This window comes from Steroidobacter gossypii (assembly GCF_016801985.1).
GTDB classification, from domain to species: domain Bacteria; phylum Pseudomonadota; class Gammaproteobacteria; order Steroidobacterales; family Steroidobacteraceae; genus Steroidobacter; species Steroidobacter gossypii.
Window position 1 is genome coordinate 103,217 of record NZ_JAEVLS010000004.1, and the last position, 20,461, is coordinate 123,677.

General features: G+C 63.3%; 13 protein-coding genes and 1 pseudogene. 5 read left to right on the plus strand and 9 right to left on the minus strand.

Annotated elements, in window-relative coordinates:
• Positions 1–183: 183 nt before the first annotated feature.
• From JM946_RS17705 to JM946_RS17715, 3 genes are read right to left on the minus strand one after another with little or no spacing between them, the layout of a single operon-like run.
• Positions 184–3,348 carry an efflux RND transporter permease subunit gene (locus tag JM946_RS17705; protein WP_203168684.1) on the minus strand — a complete coding sequence of 1,055 codons (3,165 nt, stop codon included), beginning with the start codon at positions 3,346–3,348 and terminating at the stop codon, positions 184–186.
• On the minus strand, positions 3,332–4,474 hold the full coding sequence (locus tag JM946_RS17710) for an efflux RND transporter periplasmic adaptor subunit (RefSeq protein WP_203168685.1): 1,143 nt from the start codon (positions 4,472–4,474) through the stop codon (positions 3,332–3,334). Before JM946_RS17710 ends, JM946_RS17705 begins: the two co-directional genes overlap by 17 nt.
• Positions 4,471–7,254, minus strand: a complete 2,784-nt coding sequence (locus tag JM946_RS17715; RefSeq protein WP_230979811.1) for a TonB-dependent receptor plug domain-containing protein — start codon at positions 7,252–7,254, stop codon at positions 4,471–4,473. The genes JM946_RS17710 and JM946_RS17715 overlap by 4 nt, the downstream gene beginning before the upstream one ends.
• A 490-nt stretch (positions 7,255–7,744) precedes the next feature.
• Here JM946_RS17715 and JM946_RS31750 point away from each other — a divergent pair.
• The 5 genes and pseudogenes from JM946_RS31750 to JM946_RS17740 all read left to right on the plus strand — a co-directional run.
• Positions 7,745–8,209, plus strand: a pseudogene (locus JM946_RS31750) (LysR family transcriptional regulator); the annotation flags it as partial.
• A gap of 2 nt (positions 8,210–8,211) precedes the next feature.
• Positions 8,212–8,676 (plus strand): LysR substrate-binding domain-containing protein, encoded by a 465-nt coding sequence (locus JM946_RS30510; protein WP_230979812.1) that lies wholly within the window; start codon positions 8,212–8,214, stop codon positions 8,674–8,676.
• Complete coding sequence (locus JM946_RS17730; protein ID WP_203168689.1) at positions 8,673–9,794, plus strand: HupE/UreJ family protein; 1,122 nt, start codon at positions 8,673–8,675, stop codon at positions 9,792–9,794. The genes JM946_RS30510 and JM946_RS17730 overlap by 4 nt, the downstream gene beginning before the upstream one ends.
• A gap of 39 nt (positions 9,795–9,833) precedes the next feature.
• Positions 9,834–11,645 carry a VWA domain-containing protein gene (locus JM946_RS17735; protein WP_203168690.1) on the plus strand — a complete coding sequence of 604 codons (1,812 nt, stop codon included), beginning with the start codon at positions 9,834–9,836 and terminating at the stop codon, positions 11,643–11,645.
• Between the two features lie 11 nt (positions 11,646–11,656).
• Positions 11,657–13,009 carry a tetratricopeptide repeat protein gene (locus JM946_RS17740; RefSeq protein ID WP_203168691.1) on the plus strand — a complete coding sequence of 451 codons (1,353 nt, stop codon included), beginning with the start codon at positions 11,657–11,659 and terminating at the stop codon, positions 13,007–13,009.
• A gap of 54 nt (positions 13,010–13,063) precedes the next feature.
• Here JM946_RS17740 and JM946_RS17745 read toward each other — a convergent pair whose 3' ends face one another.
• From JM946_RS17745 to cuyB, 6 genes are read right to left on the minus strand one after another with little or no spacing between them, the layout of a single operon-like run.
• Entirely contained in the window at positions 13,064–14,692 is a 1,629-nt protein-coding gene (locus JM946_RS17745; protein WP_203168692.1) for a M81 family metallopeptidase, read from the minus strand.
• Complete coding sequence (locus tag JM946_RS17750; protein WP_322110950.1) at positions 14,689–15,765, minus strand: VWA domain-containing protein; 1,077 nt, start codon at positions 15,763–15,765, stop codon at positions 14,689–14,691. The genes JM946_RS17745 and JM946_RS17750 overlap by 4 nt, the downstream gene beginning before the upstream one ends.
• Positions 15,766–15,774: 9 nt before the next feature.
• On the minus strand, positions 15,775–16,689 hold the full coding sequence (locus JM946_RS17755; protein WP_203168693.1) for a DUF58 domain-containing protein: 915 nt from the start codon (positions 16,687–16,689) through the stop codon (positions 15,775–15,777).
• Positions 16,682–17,692, minus strand: coding sequence for an AAA family ATPase (locus JM946_RS17760; protein ID WP_203168694.1), 1,011 nt, complete (start codon positions 17,690–17,692; stop codon positions 16,682–16,684). The genes JM946_RS17755 and JM946_RS17760 overlap by 8 nt, the downstream gene beginning before the upstream one ends.
• Positions 17,685–18,992: a dicarboxylate/amino acid:cation symporter gene (locus tag JM946_RS17765; protein ID WP_203168695.1), complete on the minus strand. Its 1,308-nt coding sequence runs from the start codon at positions 18,990–18,992 to the stop codon at positions 17,685–17,687. The genes JM946_RS17760 and JM946_RS17765 overlap by 8 nt, the downstream gene beginning before the upstream one ends.
• Positions 18,992–20,449: a cysteate racemase gene (gene cuyB / locus JM946_RS17770; protein ID WP_203168696.1), complete on the minus strand. Its 1,458-nt coding sequence runs from the start codon at positions 20,447–20,449 to the stop codon at positions 18,992–18,994. Before cuyB ends, JM946_RS17765 begins: the two co-directional genes overlap by 1 nt.
• Positions 20,450–20,461 lie beyond the last annotated feature (12 nt).

A 20,461-nucleotide genomic window follows, 5' to 3' on the forward strand; every position in this document is an offset into this window, starting at 1 on the left:
TTCTTCAGTCGACCAGTCGTTACGCGAGCTGCGTCGAGACGGGCGTGTGCCGCCAAATGTGCTTGTAGCCCGCTGGTAGCTCGCCGATGAAGGCGGCTCATGATCGTTCGATCCGGACTGCTCGGTCTGCAGGTCCACGAAGGCCTCCTGTACGCACGGGAGCCTCATCGATTCATTCACTATCTATTTCTCCGCAAGAACCGGGGTGGAATTGGCCGCTGACGGCTGCTCTGAAGCAGGCGCTCGGCTGGAAAAGATACGATCGAGCGTCAGGTAGATCACCGGAGTCGTATAAAGCGTCAACAGCTGGCTCGCGAGCAGCCCGCCAAACACTGCGATGCCCAGCGGCTGACGCAGCTCCGATCCCGTGCCGACCCCGAGCATGAGCGGCACTGCGCCGAGCATCGCGGCAACTGTCGTCATGATGATGGGACGAAAGCGCGCCAGACACGCTTCGTGGATCGCCTCGGTGGGCGTTGCGCCCGCGCGTTGCCGCTCCAGCGCAAAGTCGACCAGCAGGATGCCGTTCTTTTTCACGATGCCGATCAGCAGCACCACGCCGATCAGCGCCATGATGGAAAAGTCCTGGCCGACTGCCCAGAGCGCGAAGATCGCGCCGACGCCCGCCGAGGGCAGCGTCGAAAGGATGGTCAACGGATGCACGAAGCTTTCGTACAACACGCCCAGGATGATGTACACGGTGACCAGCGCCGCCAGAATGAGCCAGGGCTGAGTTGCCAACGCTTCCTGAAAAGCCTGCGCCGTGCCCTTGAACGCGCCTTTGATCGTCGCCGGCGCGCCCACCTCGGCCTCGGCCTGCGCGATCAACTTCACTGCCTCGCCCAACGCGATGCCCGGCGCCATATTGAAAGAGATCGTGGCGGACGGAAACATCCCGTCGTGACTGATGCTCAACGGGCCGACTGAAGGCGGCTCGACGCGCGTCACCGCGCCGAGCGGCACCATGGCATCTGTCAACGGCGAGCGCAGATAAAAGTGATCCAGGCTCCCGGCCCGAGCGCGCTGCCGTGCGTCTGCCTCGAGAATGATCTTGTACTGGTTGATCTCGTTCTGATATTCGCTGATCTGCCGTTGGCCGTATGCATCGTAGAGCACTTGATCTATGTCTTCCGCGCGCAATCCAAATCGCGCGGCCGCGACCCGATCGATGGTGAGTTTGGTCACAGCAGCGCGCAGCTGCATCTCGTTCGAGACATCTCGGAACTGCGGCATGCTTTGCAACTTCGTCGCGAGCCGATTGGCCCATTCTCCCAGCGAGCCACTGTCGGCGCCGCTCAACACATACTGATACTGCGAGCGCGACCCGCGACCGGCCAGATTGATGTCCTGCTGGGTGCGCAATACAAGGGTGATTCCGGGAATCTGATTCAACTGCGGACGTAGTCGCTCGATCAGCTCCTCCGACGATACATCCCGATCGCTGCGATCCTTCAACACCAGGTAGAAACGTCCATTGGCGAGATTTGGGTTCGGCGGCGCGGCGCCGACCACGTGACTGATGGCCTGAATCGCGTCATCGCGGCTCAGGATCTCGGCGAGCGCTTGATGCTTCCGCACCATGCTGGAGTAGGAAACATCGTCCGCCGCGCGCGAGGAACCCAAGACGTATGCAGTATCCTGCAGCGGAAAGAACCCTTTCGGCACGAACACGTAACCGACCACGGCGACGGCAATCGTGAGTCCGAACATCCCCAGCACGGCGCGCTGATGACCGAGGGCCCAAACGAGGCCCCGATCGTAGGCCGCGGTAAGACGATCGCTGAAGCTCGACTCGTCATGCGCACGCGCCGGCAGCGTGTTCATGAAGCGCGCAGCGAGCATTGGCGCGAGCGTGAGCGATGCAATGACAGACAACAGGATGGCGGCGGTGAGCGTTCCGGCGAACTCACGAAACAATCGGCCGACCACGCCGCCCATGAGCAGCAAAGGAATGAACGCCGCCACCAGGGACAAGCTGATGGACACCACCGTGAAACCGATCTCGGCCGCGCCGTTGAGCGCCGCGGTCGGCATGCCCTCGCCTGCTTCCAGACGCCGATGGATGTTCTCGACCACGACGATGGCGTCGTCCACGACAAAGCCCACCGCCACCACCAGCGCCACCAACGTGAGATTGTTGACGCTGAACCCGAGCACGTACATCGCAGCAACCGTCGCAACCAGAGCGACTATCAACACGCACGCGACGATCACCGTGGCCGACAACTGCCGCAGAAACGCGCCCATCACCAGGATGACCAGCACGAATGTCACGATCAGCGTGAGTTGCACTTCATGCAAGGAGGAACGGATGGTGCGCGTCCGGTCATTGAGCACCGCCAGCTCCACGCTGGCGGGCAGCCGTTCGCGAATCGCAGGCAATGCGGCTTGCACGGCTTCGGCAGTGGCGACGATGTTGGCGCCGGGCTGGCGCCGAACCATGAGATAGACGCCTGGCTTGCCGTTCTGCCAGGACGCAATGTAGTCGTTCTCCGCCCCGAGCGAGACCTGCGCCACATCGCGCAGGAACACCGGCGCGCCCTGCCGGTACGCCACGATCAGATTGGCGTAATCCTCCGGTCGAAACATCTGATCGTTGGTGGCCAGGGTGGCAACCCGTCCTTCGCCATAGATCGCGCCCTTGGCGCGGTTGACGCTACCGGATCGAACGATCTGGCGCAGATCCGCGAACGTGAGTCCCAGCGCCGCCAGCTTTTCGGGCGAGGCTTGGATGCGCAGCGCGGGCTTGCGCTGGCCGTAGATATTCACTTCGGAGACGCCGCCGATCTGGCTGATCTGCCGCGCCACCGCCGTTTCCGCCAGATCGCTCAGCGCAGTCAGCGTCATGACTTCGGACTGCATCATCAGGCCGAGGATGGGACTGTCATTGGGATTGGATTTGCGCCAGGTCGGCAGGTTCGGCAGCTCCGCGGGCAGCCTGCCAGCCGCCGTATTGATCGCTGCCTGCACTTCCTGCGCGGCAACGTCGACATCCTTATCGAGCTCGAACAGCAACGTGATCGAAGTGCGGCCGAGCGAGCTGCTCGAGGTCATCTCACGAATGCCAGGCACGCCGCTCAGCTGCACTTCCAACGGCGTCGCGACCGATGAGGCCATGGTTTCCGGGCTCGCGCCCGGCAGCGACGCGCTCACTTCGATGGTCGGCAGGTCCACTTCCGGAATGGGGGCGACCGGCAACAGCGGATATGCAGCGATGCCGAGCAGGATCAACCCGATCGTCAGCAGTGTCGTTCCAATCGGGTGCGCCACGCACCAGCTCGATAGCGTCGCACGAGCCAGGCTGGCCTGTGCGCGACTCACAGGCACGTGCTTAGGTTCCAGCGACATCGGCGGCGCCGCCTGCTGTAGATGGCTTGACCTTGGTGCCCGGTTTGAGCCGCGACTGTCCATCGATCACGATCGAATCTCCGGGTGCGACGCCGGTGGCAATCACCGCAATCTCATCGTCGAGGTAGCTGGTGACGACCGGTACGGGTTGCGCGACTGCGTCGTGCACGCGATACACGAAGGGGCCCTCCATGCCCTGTTGTATGGCTTGGGCGGGCAATACTGTCGCGTTCGCGGTGGTGCCAGTCTCGAGCTGCAAGGTGACGAATTGCCCGGGCCACAGCTCGTTGCTGTCATTGTCGAACTCGGCGCGCAGACGCAGCGTGCCAGTCGCAACATCGACTTGATTGTCGATCGTCGTCAAGCGGCCGTGCGCAAGCGGCTCGCCGCCATCGCGATCGAATGCGGTCACCTGCATCTGCCGGCTCGCCTTGGTTGCCGCGCGCAAGCGGGACAACATCTCTTGCGGCACCGTGAACACAATCGAAATCGGATCGACCTGAGTCACAATCACCAGGCCCTGCTCATCGCCCGCCTGCACCAGATTACCGGGATCGATCCGCCGGATGCCGATGCGACCGCGCATCGGCGAACGAATCTCCGAGAAGGAAAGCTGCACACGCTGCGCCTCGATGCGTGCTTCGCTGGCTCGAATCGCGGCCTTGAGCTTCTCGACCACCGCTGCTTGCTGCTCGATGGTCTGGCGCGAAACGATGCTGCGATCCCGCAGGCTGTTGTAGCGCGCCAGATCGAGCTCTGCGATGCGCAGATCGGCCTCGCCGCTCGCCTTTTCAGCCTGCGCTTGCGCCAGGGCCGCCTTGATGGAGCGATCGTCGATTCGCGCCAGCAACTCGCCGCGTTCGACCATCTCGCCTTCTTCGAACGACACCTCAACGATGGCGCCAGACACCTGCGGCCGCAGCACGACGGTGTGCAACGATTGCACCGTGCCGATCGCCGAGATGCGTTGAGGAACGTCTCGCCGCTGCGCCTCCACTACTGTCACGGGCACCGTGGATCCGCCACCTGCCGGCGCGGGAACATTTGCTGGCGCTCGCGTATGCCACCAATAGCCGGCGGCGAGCAGCACCACTGCGATCGCCGCCGCCCGACTTGCTTTCGTCATGATCCCCAGTCGATACGAAATCCGATTCGGAAGGTACGCCCGAGATAGTCATACAGTGCGCGATTGATACCTGGCTCGACATTGCTGCTGTCACCGGGACCAAGGCCCACCACCACCGGATCCTTGTCGGTGAGATTGTTCACTTTGAAAAAGATCTGGTTGCGCATGGTGTCGGTTTGCAGCGTCCAGGCGACGAATGCGTCCAGATAGAGCGCGCCGTCGATGTGGTTGGTATTGATGGTGCGATTCAACGCCGTCGACTGCGGGCATCCGGAAGTGCACTCTATATATGTATTGTCATAGGTCCCGGAGCTTATGCCGCGTCCGGTGAGCTGCACCGTCAGCTGATCCAACGTGTACGCGGCGGACAGCCGATATTGCCAGTCCGGCGGACCGCCGTTGGTGTTCTGCCCGGCGCGATCGGTCGGCGGATCGACGCCGTTGTTGGAGGACATTTCGATGTAGTGCGTGGCCAGCGATCGCAACGTGATGTTGCCCGGCAGGGAGCTGCCGAAGTCGGAAAAGGCGAAGCGGTAGCTTGCTTCCAGATCCAGGCCCCGCGCGCGCTCCGATACGAAGTTGAACGGACTGTTGGTGATCAGCAGCTCGTTGCCCGAGTCGGAGGTGGGGTCACGCGTGAAGGCAGCGCAGAACGTTTGATTGCCGTCGTAGCAGCGATCGACGATGTCCTGCGCGCTCACCATACTGATCGCGTCTTCGATTTCGATGTCGTAGTAGTCGGCGGACAGCGCCAGGCCTGGCACGAACGAGGGCTGATACACCACGCCGAGGGTCAATGCATCCGCCTTCTCCGGTTGCAGCTCGACGTTGCCCATCGTCGTTTCCGTGAATCGCTGGGAGATATTGTTGAAGAATGGATCGGTCACGAAGTTGGTGCGGCGACGACCTGCTTGATACAACTCTTCCAGATTCGGCGCGCGGATATCACGGGAGAGTGTCACTCGCGCACGCAAGTCCGCGAGCGGCGCCCATGCGAGCCCCGCCTTCCAAGTCGTCACGAAACCGGAAGTGCTGTAATCGGTGCCGCGCGCCGCGCCATTGAACTCCAGGTTCCACGGCAGGGACACCAACGTCTCGAGGTACGCTTCGCGCACGGTGTAATCGCCGAAGGTGGGCAGAAAGTTGCCGACGATCCAGCCCTCCTGGTACTGCGAATCCACGTAACCCGAGATTTCCTCGCGGCGATATTCCACGCCGAAAGCGACACCGATGGGATCGAGCCACGGATTGTTCACCTCGGTGCTGAAGTTGAGCGCGGCCACGTCCTGCTCGAACTTCTGCGTGCGCTCCGGATGGCCCATGAAATAGGCCAGCGCCTCCGGACTGTTGACGCCGATGCCCATGCGATTGAATGGCACGCAGCCATTGCCCGGGTTCGCGATCGAGGAGCGGCACACGATCTCGCCGGTGTCCGGATGCAAGACCGCGTCCTGGGCGAGTCGCAATCGCCCCGTGTGGGCGGAGTACAGCCGCTCCTCGGCGTCGGTGACGCCGCGCTGATAATAAGTATCCCAATCCCACTCGGCGCCGAGCATGAAGGTGCCTTCCAGTCCCAGCACGAAGCGCTTCACCGTGCGCTCGTTATCGCTCTCGCGCGTCGGAATGTCGGCGTTCGAGGAACCCAGGTTGAATTGGGTGATGTCCGCCGACGGCAGCGCGTTGTACTCGGCGATCTGCTGGCGCACGGACTCCGGAATGAATGCGTTGTCTGCCATGATGATGATCGTGCCCTTGTCGGACTGCACACCACCCCACTGCTTGGCGCTGTTGCGATTCCAGGACGCCTCACCGAATATCGATGTGCTGTCGGTCAGGTCCCAGGACATGCGAGTGAACGCGCCCTCGCGCTCGCTTTCCGGCTCGAGCGAGGTGCGCTGGTTGGACTGACCGAGCTGCCAGTCGCCGCCGATGGTCCACGGATCCCGCGTCGCTCCATACGCGAACTGATTCACCGAGCCGCCGACACCGAAATACGTGCCGCGCAACGCGGTGTTCGTGATGATGCCGCCGGGCGTCATCACGCTTTGCCCGGCGTTGTTGGTCACAAAATATTCAGGCGCGCCGTTGCCGGGCTGATAGGCGGGATTGTTCACCATGTACCAGCCATCATCAGCCCACTCGCGATGCATGCCGTAGACGCCGTCGCGGTGCGCGGACTCCGCGTTGAACAGCAAATGTCCGCGACCGTCAGCGAGCGGCATGCCCGCAGTCAACGTCGCTTGCCAGTTCTGATCGTCGCCGTACGAAGTCTCACCGCCCTCGACGTTGAACTTCACGCCGGTGTAGGTCTTGTCGAGAATGAAATTCACCACGCCCGAAACCGCGTCGGAGCCGTATGTGGCCGACGCGCCGCCGGTGACGATCTCGATGTTCTTGACCAGGCCCTGCGGAAACGTGTTGATGTCCACCGTTCCCTGCGCGAGCGAGCCCACTGAGCGCCGGCCGTCCAGCAGCACCAGCGTGCGCGCATTGCCGAGCGAGCGCAGATTCACCGAGCTGATTCCTGCCGCGCCGTTGCTCAAGCTGCGATTCGCGGTCGACGGAGCGCTGCTGCCCGATACCGAAGGCAACTCGTTGACGAAGTCGGCGATGTTGGGCTGGCCCGATGAAAGAATGTCCTGCTCGCCGATCACCGTGACCGGCGTCGGCGTTTCGTAGCCGGTGCGCGCCAGGCGGCTGCCGGTGACGACCACATCTTCAATAGGGCTCTGCTGGTCCGCCGCCATGGTGACCTCCTGGGCCGCGGCGGGCGTTGTCATAGCAAGCGCAAATAGAACGTTCAGTCCCTTGATGGGGGTGGCGATCCTCCTGATCTTGGGAGCTGGCTGGAACAATGGCGCAATCCTCTCGTGCAATGAATACATGCAGTAACGCTAGCAACAGCCGCGCCAGGGCTGCATGAAAAGGCGGTTCGCCTGCATAACGAGGGGTTATACGCACCGTGTTCGCACGCGCCGGGCGCGCCACGCACTGTTTGATCGCAATTTCGCCGGTCCGCTCTCACTCAAAGAGTGCAACTCGCGAGTTGCCAGGGACTTTTCAGTGCACGCGGAAAAAATCATGCGTGCCGCAGTGTTGTGACAATCATATGTCTGTCATGAGGTAATGACCGGCGCACGATCTGCTCGTCACGTTGCTGCGTGGCATGAAATCTGCACCCTCGGTGGCTGAATCACGACGGCGATGCAGGGGAGTTGCATGCAATCGACATTGCGCGATAACAATCCAGACCTCGGCTCATTGGGGGGCATGCATCTGCGCTACATCGAGATGTTCCAGGCCATTCTGCAGGCGGGAACGTTGACGGATGCGGCCTCGCTGCTGAACATTTCGCAGCCGGCGGCCACCAAGTTGCTGAAACAGGCGGAGCGTCGGCTCGGTTTTCCTTTGTTCGTGCGCCTCAAAGGTCAGTGGCATCTCACTCCCGAAGGGCGGCTGCTGCAGGGACAGATCGAACGCATCTTCGAGGAACTGCGCGATCTGCAGCGCCTGGTATCGAACATCGCGCGGGCCGACAAGCTGCCGTTGCGCGCCATCAGCACGCCGACCCTCGCAAACGCCATCATTCCCAAATCACTGGCGCGCCTGCGGCAGCAGCTCCAGCAAAGCGCTGTGGAACTGTCAACACAGCATTCACCCGAGATGCTCAAGTCCATCATCCTGCGAGAGGCCGACGTGGGCATCACTCTGCAGGAGCTCACGCATCCGGATGTCCGTTGCGAACATCTTTGCGAAGGGCCGCTGGTGCTGATCGCCCCGAAGGACACCTGGTCGCGCACCGCCGCCCTGCAGCGATCTCGATCGATTCGCTGTCGAACACCACGCTGCTCGGCATTACTCGCGCCGATCAGCTCGGCCGCCAGTTGCAGGCCTATCTGGAGCAGCTCGATCCGCCGGCGCGCATTTCGACCTGGGTGCAGACGTACCAAATCGCCAAGGACATCGTGTGCAGCGGCGAGGGCCTGGCTTTGGTCGACCCGTTCACCGCAGTATCGGCGGGCGCGGAGCTGCAGACCCGGGTGGTCGAGCCGATCATGAAGATCAATCTATATGCGGTGTATCGGGCTGACGGCCCGCTCAACAGCGTGCAACGGGCATTCGTGCAGTCCGTGAGAACGATCGCCGCCGAACTGATCAGCTCTCTGAGAAATCGAGAGCGCCGGCTGCACGCCGTGCAATGAGCCGCCAGTTCACGATCCTGCTGCTGTTGCTTGCGACAGCCATGGCTCACGTCGCTTGCGCTCGTGCTCAATCCGGGCACGAATCGTCGCTGTCGCTGCACGTGGAGCGAGCAAGCGTGCGCGGCGAGTGGCAAGTTCCGCTGCTCGATCTCGATGCGGCGCTGACTTTGGACAGCGATCGGGACGGCCGCATCGCCTGGCCGGAGATCGAGCATCGCCGCGCCGAGATCGAGGAATACCTCGATGCCAACTTGCGGATCCTGGCTGACGGCGTGAAACCGGGAATGCGCTTCGAGAAGTTGAGTTTCGGTGCGCGGCAGGGCGAGCCGTTCGTGCTGTCGGAGTTCTCGGCCGTGGCGCAGGACGATGTGGAGTCACTCGACGTCGACTACACCCTGCTGTTCGAGCATCGGCCCGAGCACCGCGCAGTTGTGAAAGTCATCTGGCAAGGCCTGGGCTCGCAGCGCGCCCTGATCGCCGCCCCTGGCGGAGCCAATCTGTTTTCTCGCGCCGATGCCGGCAGGACACCGTGGGTCGAGCTCCTGAAATCGGGCGTCTGGCACATCTGGATCGGCTACGACCATATTCTGTTCCTGCTGGTGCTGCTCATTCCGGCCGTGCTCCGGCGCACCACTCACGGCCGTGAAGCGGCCACGGACTTTTCCGGACCTTTTCTCCGCGTCGTCGCCATCGTCTCGGCGTTCACTGTCGCGCACTCGATCACGCTGAGCTGCGCGGCATTGGGTTGGATCGTGCTGCCCAGCCGGCTGGTCGAATCCGCCATCGCCGCCTCCGTCGTCGTGGCCGCGCTCGTGAACCTTCTGCCGCGCACGGCCGGAGCCAGCGGCGTCTGGATTGCATCTGGATTCGGACTGCTGCACGGCTTCGGCTTCGCCAACGTGCTGAGTGAGATCGATGCGGAAGGCGAACCGGCGTGGCGCACGCTGCTGGGATTCAACTTGGGCGTGGAGATCGGGCAACTCGCCATCGTGGCGGTGTTCCTGCCGATCGCCTACCTGTTGCGTACCACTCGTTTTTACAGGACCGGCGTGGTGTATGGCGGCTCGTCGCTGGCGGCGGTATGCGCGATGTTCTGGCTGTGGCAACGCGCGCTGTGAACCACTCCTACTGCAAAGATAGCTAGAGGATCGCTCTGAATGAGCTGGGGAAGCCCTTGGGTGCTGCTGGCGCTGGTGTTTCCGGTGCTTGGGTTCATCCTGCTGCGTCGTATGGCGCGCCGGGATTCGTTGCTGCGCTGGCCCGCCCTGCGGCGGGTGGAGATTTCAGGCAACGAGGTTCGCTCCGCATCGGCGCCCAAGATGCGCACTACCGTGTTCGCGATGCTCGCGATCGCGTTCGCCCTGATTGCAATCGCGCAGCCTCGCTGGGGCGAGGGAAGTTCGGAGTCGTATAGTCACACGCGCGAAGTCATGATCGCCGTCGACCTGTCGCGCAGCATGCTCGCCGAAGACGTGGCTCCTTCGCGTCTCGATCATGCCAGGCAACTCACCGAATATCTGCTCGACAGCCTGCAGGGCGAGAGCGTGGGGCTGGTGGTGTTCGCGGGCTCGGCGTTCGTACAAGTGCCGCTCAGCCCCGACTACCGGATCATCCGGGAATTCCTGCCGAGCCTCGACACCGACTACCTGCCGCGCGGCGGCTCCGATTATTCGAAGATGCTCGACGCCGCGCTGGAAGGCTTCAGCGAAACGGCCGACCGCGATCGTTATCTCGTCGTGCTCAGCGACGGTGAGAGCAGCACCGAAGGGTGGGAGCAGCGGCTCGGCCGCCTCGCGGAGCGAGAGATTCACGTCGTTGCCATCGGCCTCGGCACCGCCAACGGCGCGTTCGTGCCCGACTTGCAGAATGGCGGCTATCTGGCCGACAGCAACGGCGACGCCGTGCATTCCAAGCTGATGCCGGCAACGTTGGAAGCACTCGCGCGCAGAACGCAGGGTAAATATTTCGACGGCGGCTCGCTGCGAGACGTCGCGGACGTGAAAGCGCTGCTGGCGCAAACCGTCGAGACCGGCCGCAAGGGCAGAGTGAGCAACGCGGCCGGCAGCGCCGGCATCGAGCGTTTTCAATGGTTCCTGTTGCCAGCGATCCTGTTCGGCTTGCTGAGCCTGCTGCGTGAGTTTCAGCAGCGAACCAAGCCGCGCCAGGTCCGCAAGGAAGACGCTGGCGGTTCCTCCGAGGCGTCCGACGTGCCTGCTCGCCTCGCCGCTTGTATCGTTCTGGCCGCGGCCCTGAGCCTCCCTCCTCCGGCCCGTGCGCACTTCGATTCCGAAGCGGAATTTCAGGTGCAAGAAGTGTTCGACAGCAATCCGGCGGAGCGGCTGCGCGCCATCGCCGATCACCTTGCCCGGTATGGCTACGACGCGTTCGACCTTCGCTTGATGGTCGAAGCCTCCATTCGTTATGGCATCGACGCGCAACGCACCGGCGTCGCCATCGCCGAAGGTGTGATTCGCGACGCGATCGATGCCGCGCATCGAGGCGAGCAGCTCGACACGTCGATCGCGGACTGGTCTTACTACCGAAGTCAGCTCACCGCGATGCTCGAACCGCCGCCTGCCGAAGCCATGGATGACAAGTCACAAGCGCCCGACGCCATCATGGACGAGGAGAACGAGCGCCCCATCGTCACCGGCGACAGCAGCCAGCAATCGGCGAACGATTCGTTCGGTGAAGGTGCGTCCGCCAAGACGGATGCCGCGCTGGGCGACATGTCCGCCGACTCCGACACGGACCTGCAACGAGGCAAGAAGCCGAAACCGCCGGCGAAGGTTCGCGCTGCTGCCCTCAGAGCCGCGCGCTCCAGCAGTGGAGGCGACGCTGAAGATCCGATTCTCAAGCTCACTCGCAAGAACCTGGACGAAGCCGCGCGTCGTGATTCCCCCGGCCGCCTGCATCAATTGATGGCGCCCGAGGAGTCGCAGGCCGATCCGAATCGATTCGACTGGTAAGAGGTTTCAACATGCATCCGCTGCCCCTGGGCGAGCTCGCCGCGACGCCCTGGTCGCTCAACCCGTACTGGTTCGTCGCACTGGCGCTGGGCATTCCGGCGCTGCTCTGGCTGGCGCTTGCGTGGCGACGCGCTTTGCTGGAATGTCCGAATCGCGTGCGCCGCGCCGGCATCAGGGAAATGCGCCGCTTGCTGAAAGTCGTGCAGCACTCGGACGGGCTGCCTCGTCCTGCGCACTTGCATGCCTGGCTGCGCGTCACCGCGCGCGTTTGGAACGTCCGCACCTCGGCGCCATGTGTCGGGGAAGTCTCACAAGCAGCGCATGCGCTCAGCGGCGATCGAACCGTGAGCTCTCGATGGCGCGAGCTGTGGCAGACGACGGAGCACGGGCTGTACGGGCCCAACACGCAACCTGCGCATGACTGGCTCGAACGCGCCAAGAGTGCGGCAGCGACCGTGAACATGCCGAAGCGCGAGCGGTTGTTTCCCAATCGCCTCAGTCACTGGTTGCCTTCGGTCGCTTGCGCACTGCTGGTGTTGGTGTTTGGCCCGCAGTCGCTTGCCGATGTGCCGTGGTCCTCGCCCTCGCAGGCGAGCAACGCCGCTGCGAATGCCGAACAAGAATCAGCGCCGCAGCCCGCCGATGAATCGCTGATCGAGCCAGCTCCGGAACCGATGGCTCCGGAAGTGGCGCAGGCCGCGCGAACAGCCCTGGAAAGCCACTGGAACGACTGGGCCGCGCATCGCAATCTCGCCGCTTTCCAGACTCAGGAAGGTGAGTTGAACCAGGCGATTGCCCACGCAGTGGCCGCGTTTATCCAGCATCCGACCGGTTCGGCGACCCGCGAAACACTGCTCGCCGCTTTGGGAGAAACCGAGTCTGTGGATAGAAGCCTGCGTCGCTTGTTAGCCGGCGCGTGGTATGAGCGCGCCCCCGCTCTGCTATCGCCCGCGGCCTGGCAGCGCCTCGCGCTGTTCGCTTCACTCGTTACGGCAGCCGGCTGTTGCACTCTGGTGCTCTCTTTGTACTCGTCCAGCTGGCATTCGCGATTGCCACGACACGTACTGCTGTGGACGGGTCGAGGTGCCGCCGCCCTCGGAGCGCTGCTCCTGATCGCGTCGATCGCCGGTTGGAACGCGTATGGCGCTTTCGGTCATCCGCAAGCAGCCATTCTCGTGCAGAACGCGAATGTGACTCCCGTGCCCACGGATCTGGTGCCTACGGAAGAAACATCACCACTGTCGGCTGGCGCCGTCGTGGTGGCCGGACGCCGCTTCTTGGGATGGCGTGAGGTGAGTAGCGAACCGGAGATTTCCGGATGGATTCGCAGCGAGGCTGTGATGTCGCTCTACGCGCAGCGCTGATGAAGCGCCACGCGGCGGTGGATTCCCCACCGCCGCGTATTGCAAAGTGTCCGATCAGGTGCTGGTGGTCGGATACGTCACGTTCTTGCCGTACGGATAGAACTTGTCGAGCTTGAGATGCTTGTAGTTCAGCGCCTCCAGGCGCACCGTGCCGACGAACGGATCGTCCGGCTCGACCAGCAGGATGGTCTTCGCATAGCCGCTGTCGTAGAAGCCACGCCGGAAATGCACGCGCGACTTGATGGCGAACGCCTTGAACTGGTTCGGATCGATGCCGAGCTGCGTGAACGATTGCGGCTGCACGATCTGACTCAGGTAAGGGCTGATCACCACTACGTTGTTGTCGCCGAACTTCACGCTCACCCATAGTTGTGAGCCGCCGGCCTGACTGCTGCCGCGGGTGAGCCCGCCGCTGACGGTGTGCACTTTGCCGACCACGCGCACCGGCTTGCCCGCCGAGACATCGAGCTTGCCGCCGATTTCCATGTCGAAGTTGTCGCCGACCTTGACGCCTTTCTTGCGCAACGCGTTGATCGCGTCCTCATCGGCGATGGTGCCGATCAAGGTGTTGCTGAGCTTTTGTTCGATGATCTGGCCGAGCAGCCAGGTCGCCGCTCCCGTGCGATCGCTGTGATCGGCGAGCACGATGGGCACGGCGCCCTTCTGCATCGCCTGCTTGGCGAGCGCCACGCCTTCCTTGTGACGATGAACCTTGGTGCCGTGGACCAGCTCGTCGCGCAGGCGCCAGGCGGTTTGCCCCATGTCGTCGGCGATGTGCCTGGCGAGCTCCGGATCGCCGTTGGTCATGACTTGAAACGTCATGCCCGCGTCGGCCGCATCCATGAAGGCAAAGCCGTAATAGAAGCTCACATAGACGTCAGGCTCGCGCGCTTCCCAAACCAGCGCGCGCTGCACCAGATCCATCCACGGCGACTGGCCGGTCCATTGTAAAACCGAGGGTGTGATGATGGGCGGTTTGGCGGTTGCCGTGGTCGGTTTGTAATCGCCGCGAATGCATCGAATGAGCGTGCGAGCGGCGCGCTCGCCCTGCAGGTGGCCGTCGTAGTGAGGGTAGTACTTGATGCAGAACGCGAGATTGGCGTAGCGCAGGAACTCGTCGTCCTCGTTGCCGTGCGGATCGAAGGTGCCGGCAATGAAGCCCTTCGGGCCGATCACTTCGCGCACACGGCGCGCCAGTGTCGCTTCGGGCTTGGCAACGTCCCGCACGCCCATCGCCCCGTGCAGCGAAAGGTATGCGCCGTCAAACGGCCCCTGCGCCTTCAGATCCGCGATCATGCGTTCGGTGAAATGATCGAACGCCTGCTTGGTGATCCAGCCCGAGCCCGAACCCTTCTTGGAGCCGAGCGGCGACTCGATGCCGACCAGCTCGACGTTCGCATGCTCGCGCGCGACTTTCACGAAGCCGCCCATGTAGCCTTCCGGCGATGCAGACAACAGCGCTTCGCCGCGCGCCGGCGAGCCCTCATAAATGAAATCTTCCGTCGTGGTGTCATACGGCAGGAATGTCACCGTCTCGTGCGAGAAATGCATGCACGCGATACGAATCTTGCGGGTGGCGGCGTTGGAGCGCGCTGCTGACTGTGCACCCGCCGCCAGCGGCAGCGCGGCGGCGGCTGACCCCAAACCGAGGCCTGCCAGGACCTCGCGTCTCGAAATCTTCATGGTTCGATTCCTGTGTGAGTGGTTGTGGTGGAAAGCTTCAGGTTGGAGCTCATGTCACGCTCGGCTCGCGCGGCACGAAAATGCGCTTCATACCATGCGAGCGCGAGCAGCCCGACGCCCATGAGTGCGAAGACATGAAACAGCTCGCGGCTGACCAGTGGCGGGGCCGCGGCGAATTCGACCTTCTGCGCTTCATCGATACGGGCGAAGGCGTCGCGCACTGCGTTGGCGTCAGTCGCCCGGAAAAACAATCCATCGGTGCTCTCGGCGACGTCACGCAACAGCAACGAGTCGATCTCCGATGCGCGCATCTCGGTGCCGGTGCGATTGCCGGCGTAGTCGAACACGGGGACGGGCACCAACCCTTCGGCTCCGGCTCCGATCGTGTAGATCGCGACGCCTTCGTCGGCCGCAAGGCGCGCCGCCTGGCGCGGATCGAGCGAGCCCTTGTTACTAGAACCATCCGTCAGTAGCACGATGAACGATCCGTGCCGTCCTTGTTCTTCGGCCCTGCCCTCGCGCAGTCGACGCAGCGCCACCCCGATGGCGTCGCCGATGGCGGTGCCATCTTCGATCAGCCCGATCGACAGCCGCGCGCTCTGCTTGCGCAGCCATTCATGATCGAACGTCAGCGGTGCGAACGTGTAAGCGCGACCGCCAAACACGACGATGCCGATGCGATCGTCGGGCCGCTCGTTGATGAAGGCGGAAATGATGGGCTTGACCGCCTGCAAGCGATTGACCGTCGTGGCGCCACGCTGGAAATCCTCGGCGTACATGCTGGTGGACAGATCGATGGCGATGATCAAGTCATAGCCGCGCCGCTGGTGATCGTCCAAGGGAACGAACACCTGCGGTCGCGCCAGTCCGCCTACCAGCAGGGCGATGCCGACATAGGCGCAGACGATCGGCCAGAGCGCCGACGATGTCGCACCGGGTGAATGCCATTCGTGCGCGCCGGGCACGACTAGCGCGGGCACACTGCGCCGGCGGCGAAGCCACGCGATTACCGGCAACAGTAGTAGCAGCAGCAACCAGTAAGGATCGTGGAACGTTGCGCCGGAGATATTCACGTCGCTGCCTCAGGCCCGGGCGCCGCCGTGGCGATGGCGATGAAACCACGCGACCAAGGCCTGCAGCGGATCGTCTTCATTGCGGACCACCAGCCGATCGTCGCTGCGAGGAAACATTTCCATGAAGTACGCGTCGCGACGCTCACGCCAGGCGGCGTGCGCCGCGCGTTCGGCGCTCGATGAGGTATTCAGCAGAGTCAATCGCCCAGCCAGTGGATCGTAGGCAGAGAGCCTCTCGTTCCGCGGCAGCTCAACATCCCACGGATCGTCGGCGCGTACGCCCACAGCTTGGTGACGGTAATGCAGCTCACGCCACAGCTCGGGCATTCGTTGCGGCGCGAATGGGCCAAACCACAGCAACACGCTACCGCGTGACGCCGTCTTCTTAACGAACGACCAGGGCAACGGGCAGCTCGCCGGGCCGCCGAGCGATGGCGCCGGCTGGCCCAGCAGCATCGCCGCAACCCGCATGATGCCTTTGCGACCGGGCAACGCGCGCTGAAACCATGACTTTCCAGGTGCGCTGTACAACAGGGCGACGCGGTCGCGGTTGATGGCGCCAATCAGCATCAGTAACGCGGCCGTCTCCAGCAACGTCTCACGTCGTGTGCGGCCTTCGGATCCGAACTGAAGCGCCGGCGAATCCTCGAATATGAAAGTAACGGTGAGATCCCGCTCTTCGACGAAACGCTTGCGATACGGCTCCCCCAGGCGGGCGGTCACGTTCCAGTCGATGTCGCGCGGATCGTCGCCCCATTGGTATTTGACGACTTGATCGAACTCCATGCCCCGCCCGCGAAAGGCGGAGCGATACTCGCCGCTCACGGTCGTGTTGACGGCGTGCCGCGCTCGCCATTCGAGCCGCTGTAGCAGCGCCGTCGGCGCCGAAGGCATTGGAGTCACTTGCGCCGACATCTCAGCCATCGCGTCCGCCGCTCTCCGGTACCGGCGTCTGATCGAGAATGTCTCTGAGAATGCGATCGGCGGACAGGCCGCGCGACTCGGCCTCGTACGTCAAGCCGACTCGATGGCGCATGACGTCCGAGAAGACCTCCTGAACCAGCGCCGGCGTCACGTAATCGGCGTCACGCAACCAGGCCAGCGCCTTGCTCGCCTGAAACAACCCCAGACACGCTCGAGGCGAAGCGCCGTACGAAAGTGTTTTCTGCGCGCCGGACGCGATGGCGCGCGTCGCACGCACGAGCTTCACAACGTACGCTTGCACGGACTCCGCGACGTGGATGCGATCGACCAGCTGCCTCAGGCGCAGCAGCTCATCGCCACTGGAGACCGACAGCAACTCGGGATGCGATGTGACGGAGCCCCAGCGCTGCACCATCTGCAACTCTTCCAGCTCGCTCGGGTAATCCAGCAGCAGCTTGAACAGGAAACGATCGAGCTGCGCTTCGGGCAACGGATAGGTGCCTTCCTGCTCCACCGGGTTCTGCGTGGCCATGACCAGGAACGGGCTGGGCAGCTCATACGTCACGCCACCGAGCGTGACCTGTCGTTCCTGCATCGCTTCGAGCAAGGCGCTCTGCACTTTGGCAGGAGCACGGTTGATCTCGTCCGCGAGCACCAGATTCGCGAAAATCGGGCCACGGTGCGGCGAGAAGCGGCCGTCGCCGGGCGAGTAGACCATCGTGCCCACGATGTCGCTCGGTAGCAGGTCGGGGGTGAACTGAATGCGCTCGAACTGCATGCCGAGCGCTTGCGACAGCGATTTCACCAGCAGCGTCTTGGCCAGACCGGGCATGCCCTCGAGCAGCACGTGTCCGCCGGTCAGCAACGCGATCTGCAGCCGCTCGATGATGGCGAGCTGTCCGAGCACCGCCTTGCCGATCTCGCCGCGAACGCGGCTCGACCATTGCGCGCCACCCTGCTGGCCGGTCTCGACGTGCACGTGACTGACTCTTTCGCTACGCATTGCTTCGTCTCACATCAATTTCGAGTTCGGGGCCTTCGACCTCGGACTGCGTCGGCTCATCTCGCGCGGGCGCCGAGGCTTGCAGCTCGCCTTCCCATCGAGACACCACAGCGGTCGCGATGCTGTTGCCTACCACGTTGGTGGCCGAGCGCCCCATGTCCAGGAAATGATCGATGCCCAGCAGCAGCAACATGCCTGCTTCCGGCAAGTTGAATTGAGTGAGCGCCGCCGCGACCACCACCAGCGAGGCGCGTGGCACGCCGGCGATGCCCTTGGATGTGAGCATCAGCACCGCGATCATGGTGACCTGCTGAGCGATGCTCACTTCGATGCCGTACGCCTGCGCGATGAACATGATCGCGAACGTGCAATACATCATCGAGCCGTCGAGATTGAACGAATACCCGACCGGCAGTACGAAGCTCGCCACGCGATTGCTGCAGCCGAAGCGCTCGAGCTCCTCGAGCGTGCGTGGATAGGCGGACTCGGAGCTCGCTGTCGAAAACGCGAGCAGCACCGGGCCGCGGATGCCGCGCACCAGGCGCAACACGCCCGGCCCTACGAACAGCACGCCGAGCGCAATCAGGATGCCCCACAAGATCGCAAGTCCCAGGTAGAACTCGCCGATGAACAGACCGTAAACGCCGATGATGCCCAAACCCTCTTTCGCCACCGTGCTGGCCAGCGCGCCGAGCACAGCGAGCGGCGCGAAGTTCATCACGTACCCGGTGACCTTCAGCATGATTTGGGCCAACGCGTCCAGCACCTCGACCAGCGCGCGGCTGCGCTCGCCGAGGGCCGCCATCGCCGTGCCAAAAAATAGCGAGAACACCACGATTTGCAGGATTTCATTGCGCGCCATGGCGTCGATGGCGCTGATCGGCAGCGTGTGCTCGATGAAACCTTTCAACGACATGCCGCTGGCCTGCATGCCCGAGCTTGCACCTTCATTGGGCAACGGCAGGTTCAATGCCCTGCCGGGCTCGAAAATCTGCACAACGATGAGGCCCAGCACCAGCGAGATCAGCGACGCGCCGATGAACCACGCCAGCGCCTTGCCGCCGACCCGGCCGACCGTTGCGATGTCACCCATTTTCGCGATGCCGACCACCAGCGTGGCAAACACCAGTGGCGCGATGATCATCTTGATGAGCCGTAGAAACGCGAACGGCAACAGTCCGATGGCCTCGGCAAAGCCGGTGGCGGCCGCTTCGGATGCGCCGGCATGCACGGCGTAGCCGAGCACGACGCCCAGCACCAGGCCGGCGACGATGAGTGCAGTGAGCCTCTTGGATGTCATCAGCGCCTCGACCACAGCATCGCCGCGGAAACACAGCGTCTGGCGAGAATGTCGGTCGGATCGACCAACGTCACTTGCTTGCCGCTCGCCGTGACGCGCTCCGGCTCGGGCAGCAACAGCGGCAGCTCGGTGCAGCCGAGTACGATGACCTCGACGCCCTGCGCGACCAGCTCTTCGATCGCCGCGTCGACATCGGCTACGCTGGGGCCGGTGGTGAAGCCTGCCTTCACGCCCCGCGGCCCATAGATCGCGTTCATCACTCTCGCCTGCAACGGCGGCGAGGGCACGACTTCCTGCAGGCCGTGGTCCTCCAACGCCCGTTTGTACACCCCGCTCGAGACGGTGCCGTCGGTGGCGAGCAAGCCGACCTTGCGCAGCTTGGGAAACAGCTCGCGGATATGCTTCACCGTAACGGTGAGCATGTTCATGATGGGAATGTCGAGCTCGGATTGAATGGCTTCGACGAAGGCGTGCGCCGTGTTGCACGGAATCGCGATGAGATCCGCTTCACCGGCTTGCAACTTCTTGCAGGTCGCATACAGCGCCAGCGTCGGATCCATGCCGTCGCCCACCAGGTGTTCGGTGCGATCCGGAATCTGTGGATTCTGCTCCACCAGCAACCGCAAGTGATCCTGGTCCCGGGCGGCCGGAGTGTTACGCACCACCTTGTCGAGAAAGTCGACCGTCGCCGCGGGTCCAACGCCGCCGACCACGCCGAGCTTGAAAGGCCGCTCGATCCCGGCCGCGGGATCGGCGACCAGATGCTGTGCATACACCCGATGCGGATCGAGCAACGGCACCTGCACCTGGGCCAGCTCATTCGCCACCAGGGCAAGCTCGGTCACGCCCGGCAACAGCAATTGCGCGCCCTGCGCGATGAGATCGGCGCAAGCGTCGCGCAGCAGCTCGATGGAATATCCACTGCGGCTGCCGCTCTTGATGCCGTCCCTGCCGTAAACGGCTTCCGTGACCAGGTCGACTCCGCCGCGCGGACGGGCGTACAGCAGCTCGAATTCCTCCGACCGGAAATAGCGCTCGAACAAAGCGCTGTCACGCAACGCCGCCGTTGTGAGCACGCCGATGCGACGTTGCCGTGGAAACGTCGTGCGCACGTGATTGCACAACACCTCGATCATGTCCGCGATCGGCAGCGGCGAGTTCTCCTTCAGCTCCTCCATGAAGCTGTGGCTCAAGAAACAAGGCAACACCACCGTGCCGATGCCTCGCGCCTTGAAGCTGTCGATTCTGTTGAAGATGTACAGCATGCGCGCCGTGTTGGCGGCGCTCGGGCCGTCGCTGCGCGTGAACGGACGTTGTTCGAACACGATCTCGAACTGGCCGGCATCGACGTGTCGCTCGGTCGCCTCGATCAGCTTGGAGAGCAGATCCGCGTCCGCTATGGGCGACAGGCCGCCGATGATGCCGAACGACCGTTCGCGCCTCACTGGTAGACTCATGGAACTTTCGCG

Coding starts and splice junctions, on each gene's coding strand:
- JM946_RS17745 (WP_203168692.1), bottom strand. CDS start 14,692: ATGAAGATTTCGAGACGCGAGGTCCTGGCAGGCCTCGGTTTGGGGTCA.
- JM946_RS17730 (WP_203168689.1), top strand. CDS start 8,673: ATGAGCCGCCAGTTCACGATCCTGCTGCTGTTGCTTGCGACAGCCATG.
- JM946_RS17705 (WP_203168684.1), bottom strand. CDS start 3,348: ATGTCGCTGGAACCTAAGCACGTGCCTGTGAGTCGCGCACAGGCCAGC.
- JM946_RS17765 (WP_203168695.1), bottom strand. CDS start 18,992: ATGACATCCAAGAGGCTCACTGCACTCATCGTCGCCGGCCTGGTGCTG.
- JM946_RS17740 (WP_203168691.1), top strand. CDS start 11,657: ATGCATCCGCTGCCCCTGGGCGAGCTCGCCGCGACGCCCTGGTCGCTC.
- JM946_RS17715 (WP_230979811.1), bottom strand. CDS start 7,254: ATGACAACGCCCGCCGCGGCCCAGGAGGTCACCATGGCGGCGGACCAG.
- JM946_RS17760 (WP_203168694.1), bottom strand. CDS start 17,692: ATGCGTAGCGAAAGAGTCAGTCACGTGCACGTCGAGACCGGCCAGCAG.
- JM946_RS17755 (WP_203168693.1), bottom strand. CDS start 16,689: ATGGCTGAGATGTCGGCGCAAGTGACTCCAATGCCTTCGGCGCCGACG.
- cuyB (WP_203168696.1), bottom strand. CDS start 20,449: ATGAGTCTACCAGTGAGGCGCGAACGGTCGTTCGGCATCATCGGCGGC.
- JM946_RS17735 (WP_203168690.1), top strand. CDS start 9,834: ATGAGCTGGGGAAGCCCTTGGGTGCTGCTGGCGCTGGTGTTTCCGGTG.
- JM946_RS17710 (WP_203168685.1), bottom strand. CDS start 4,474: ATGACGAAAGCAAGTCGGGCGGCGGCGATCGCAGTGGTGCTGCTCGCC.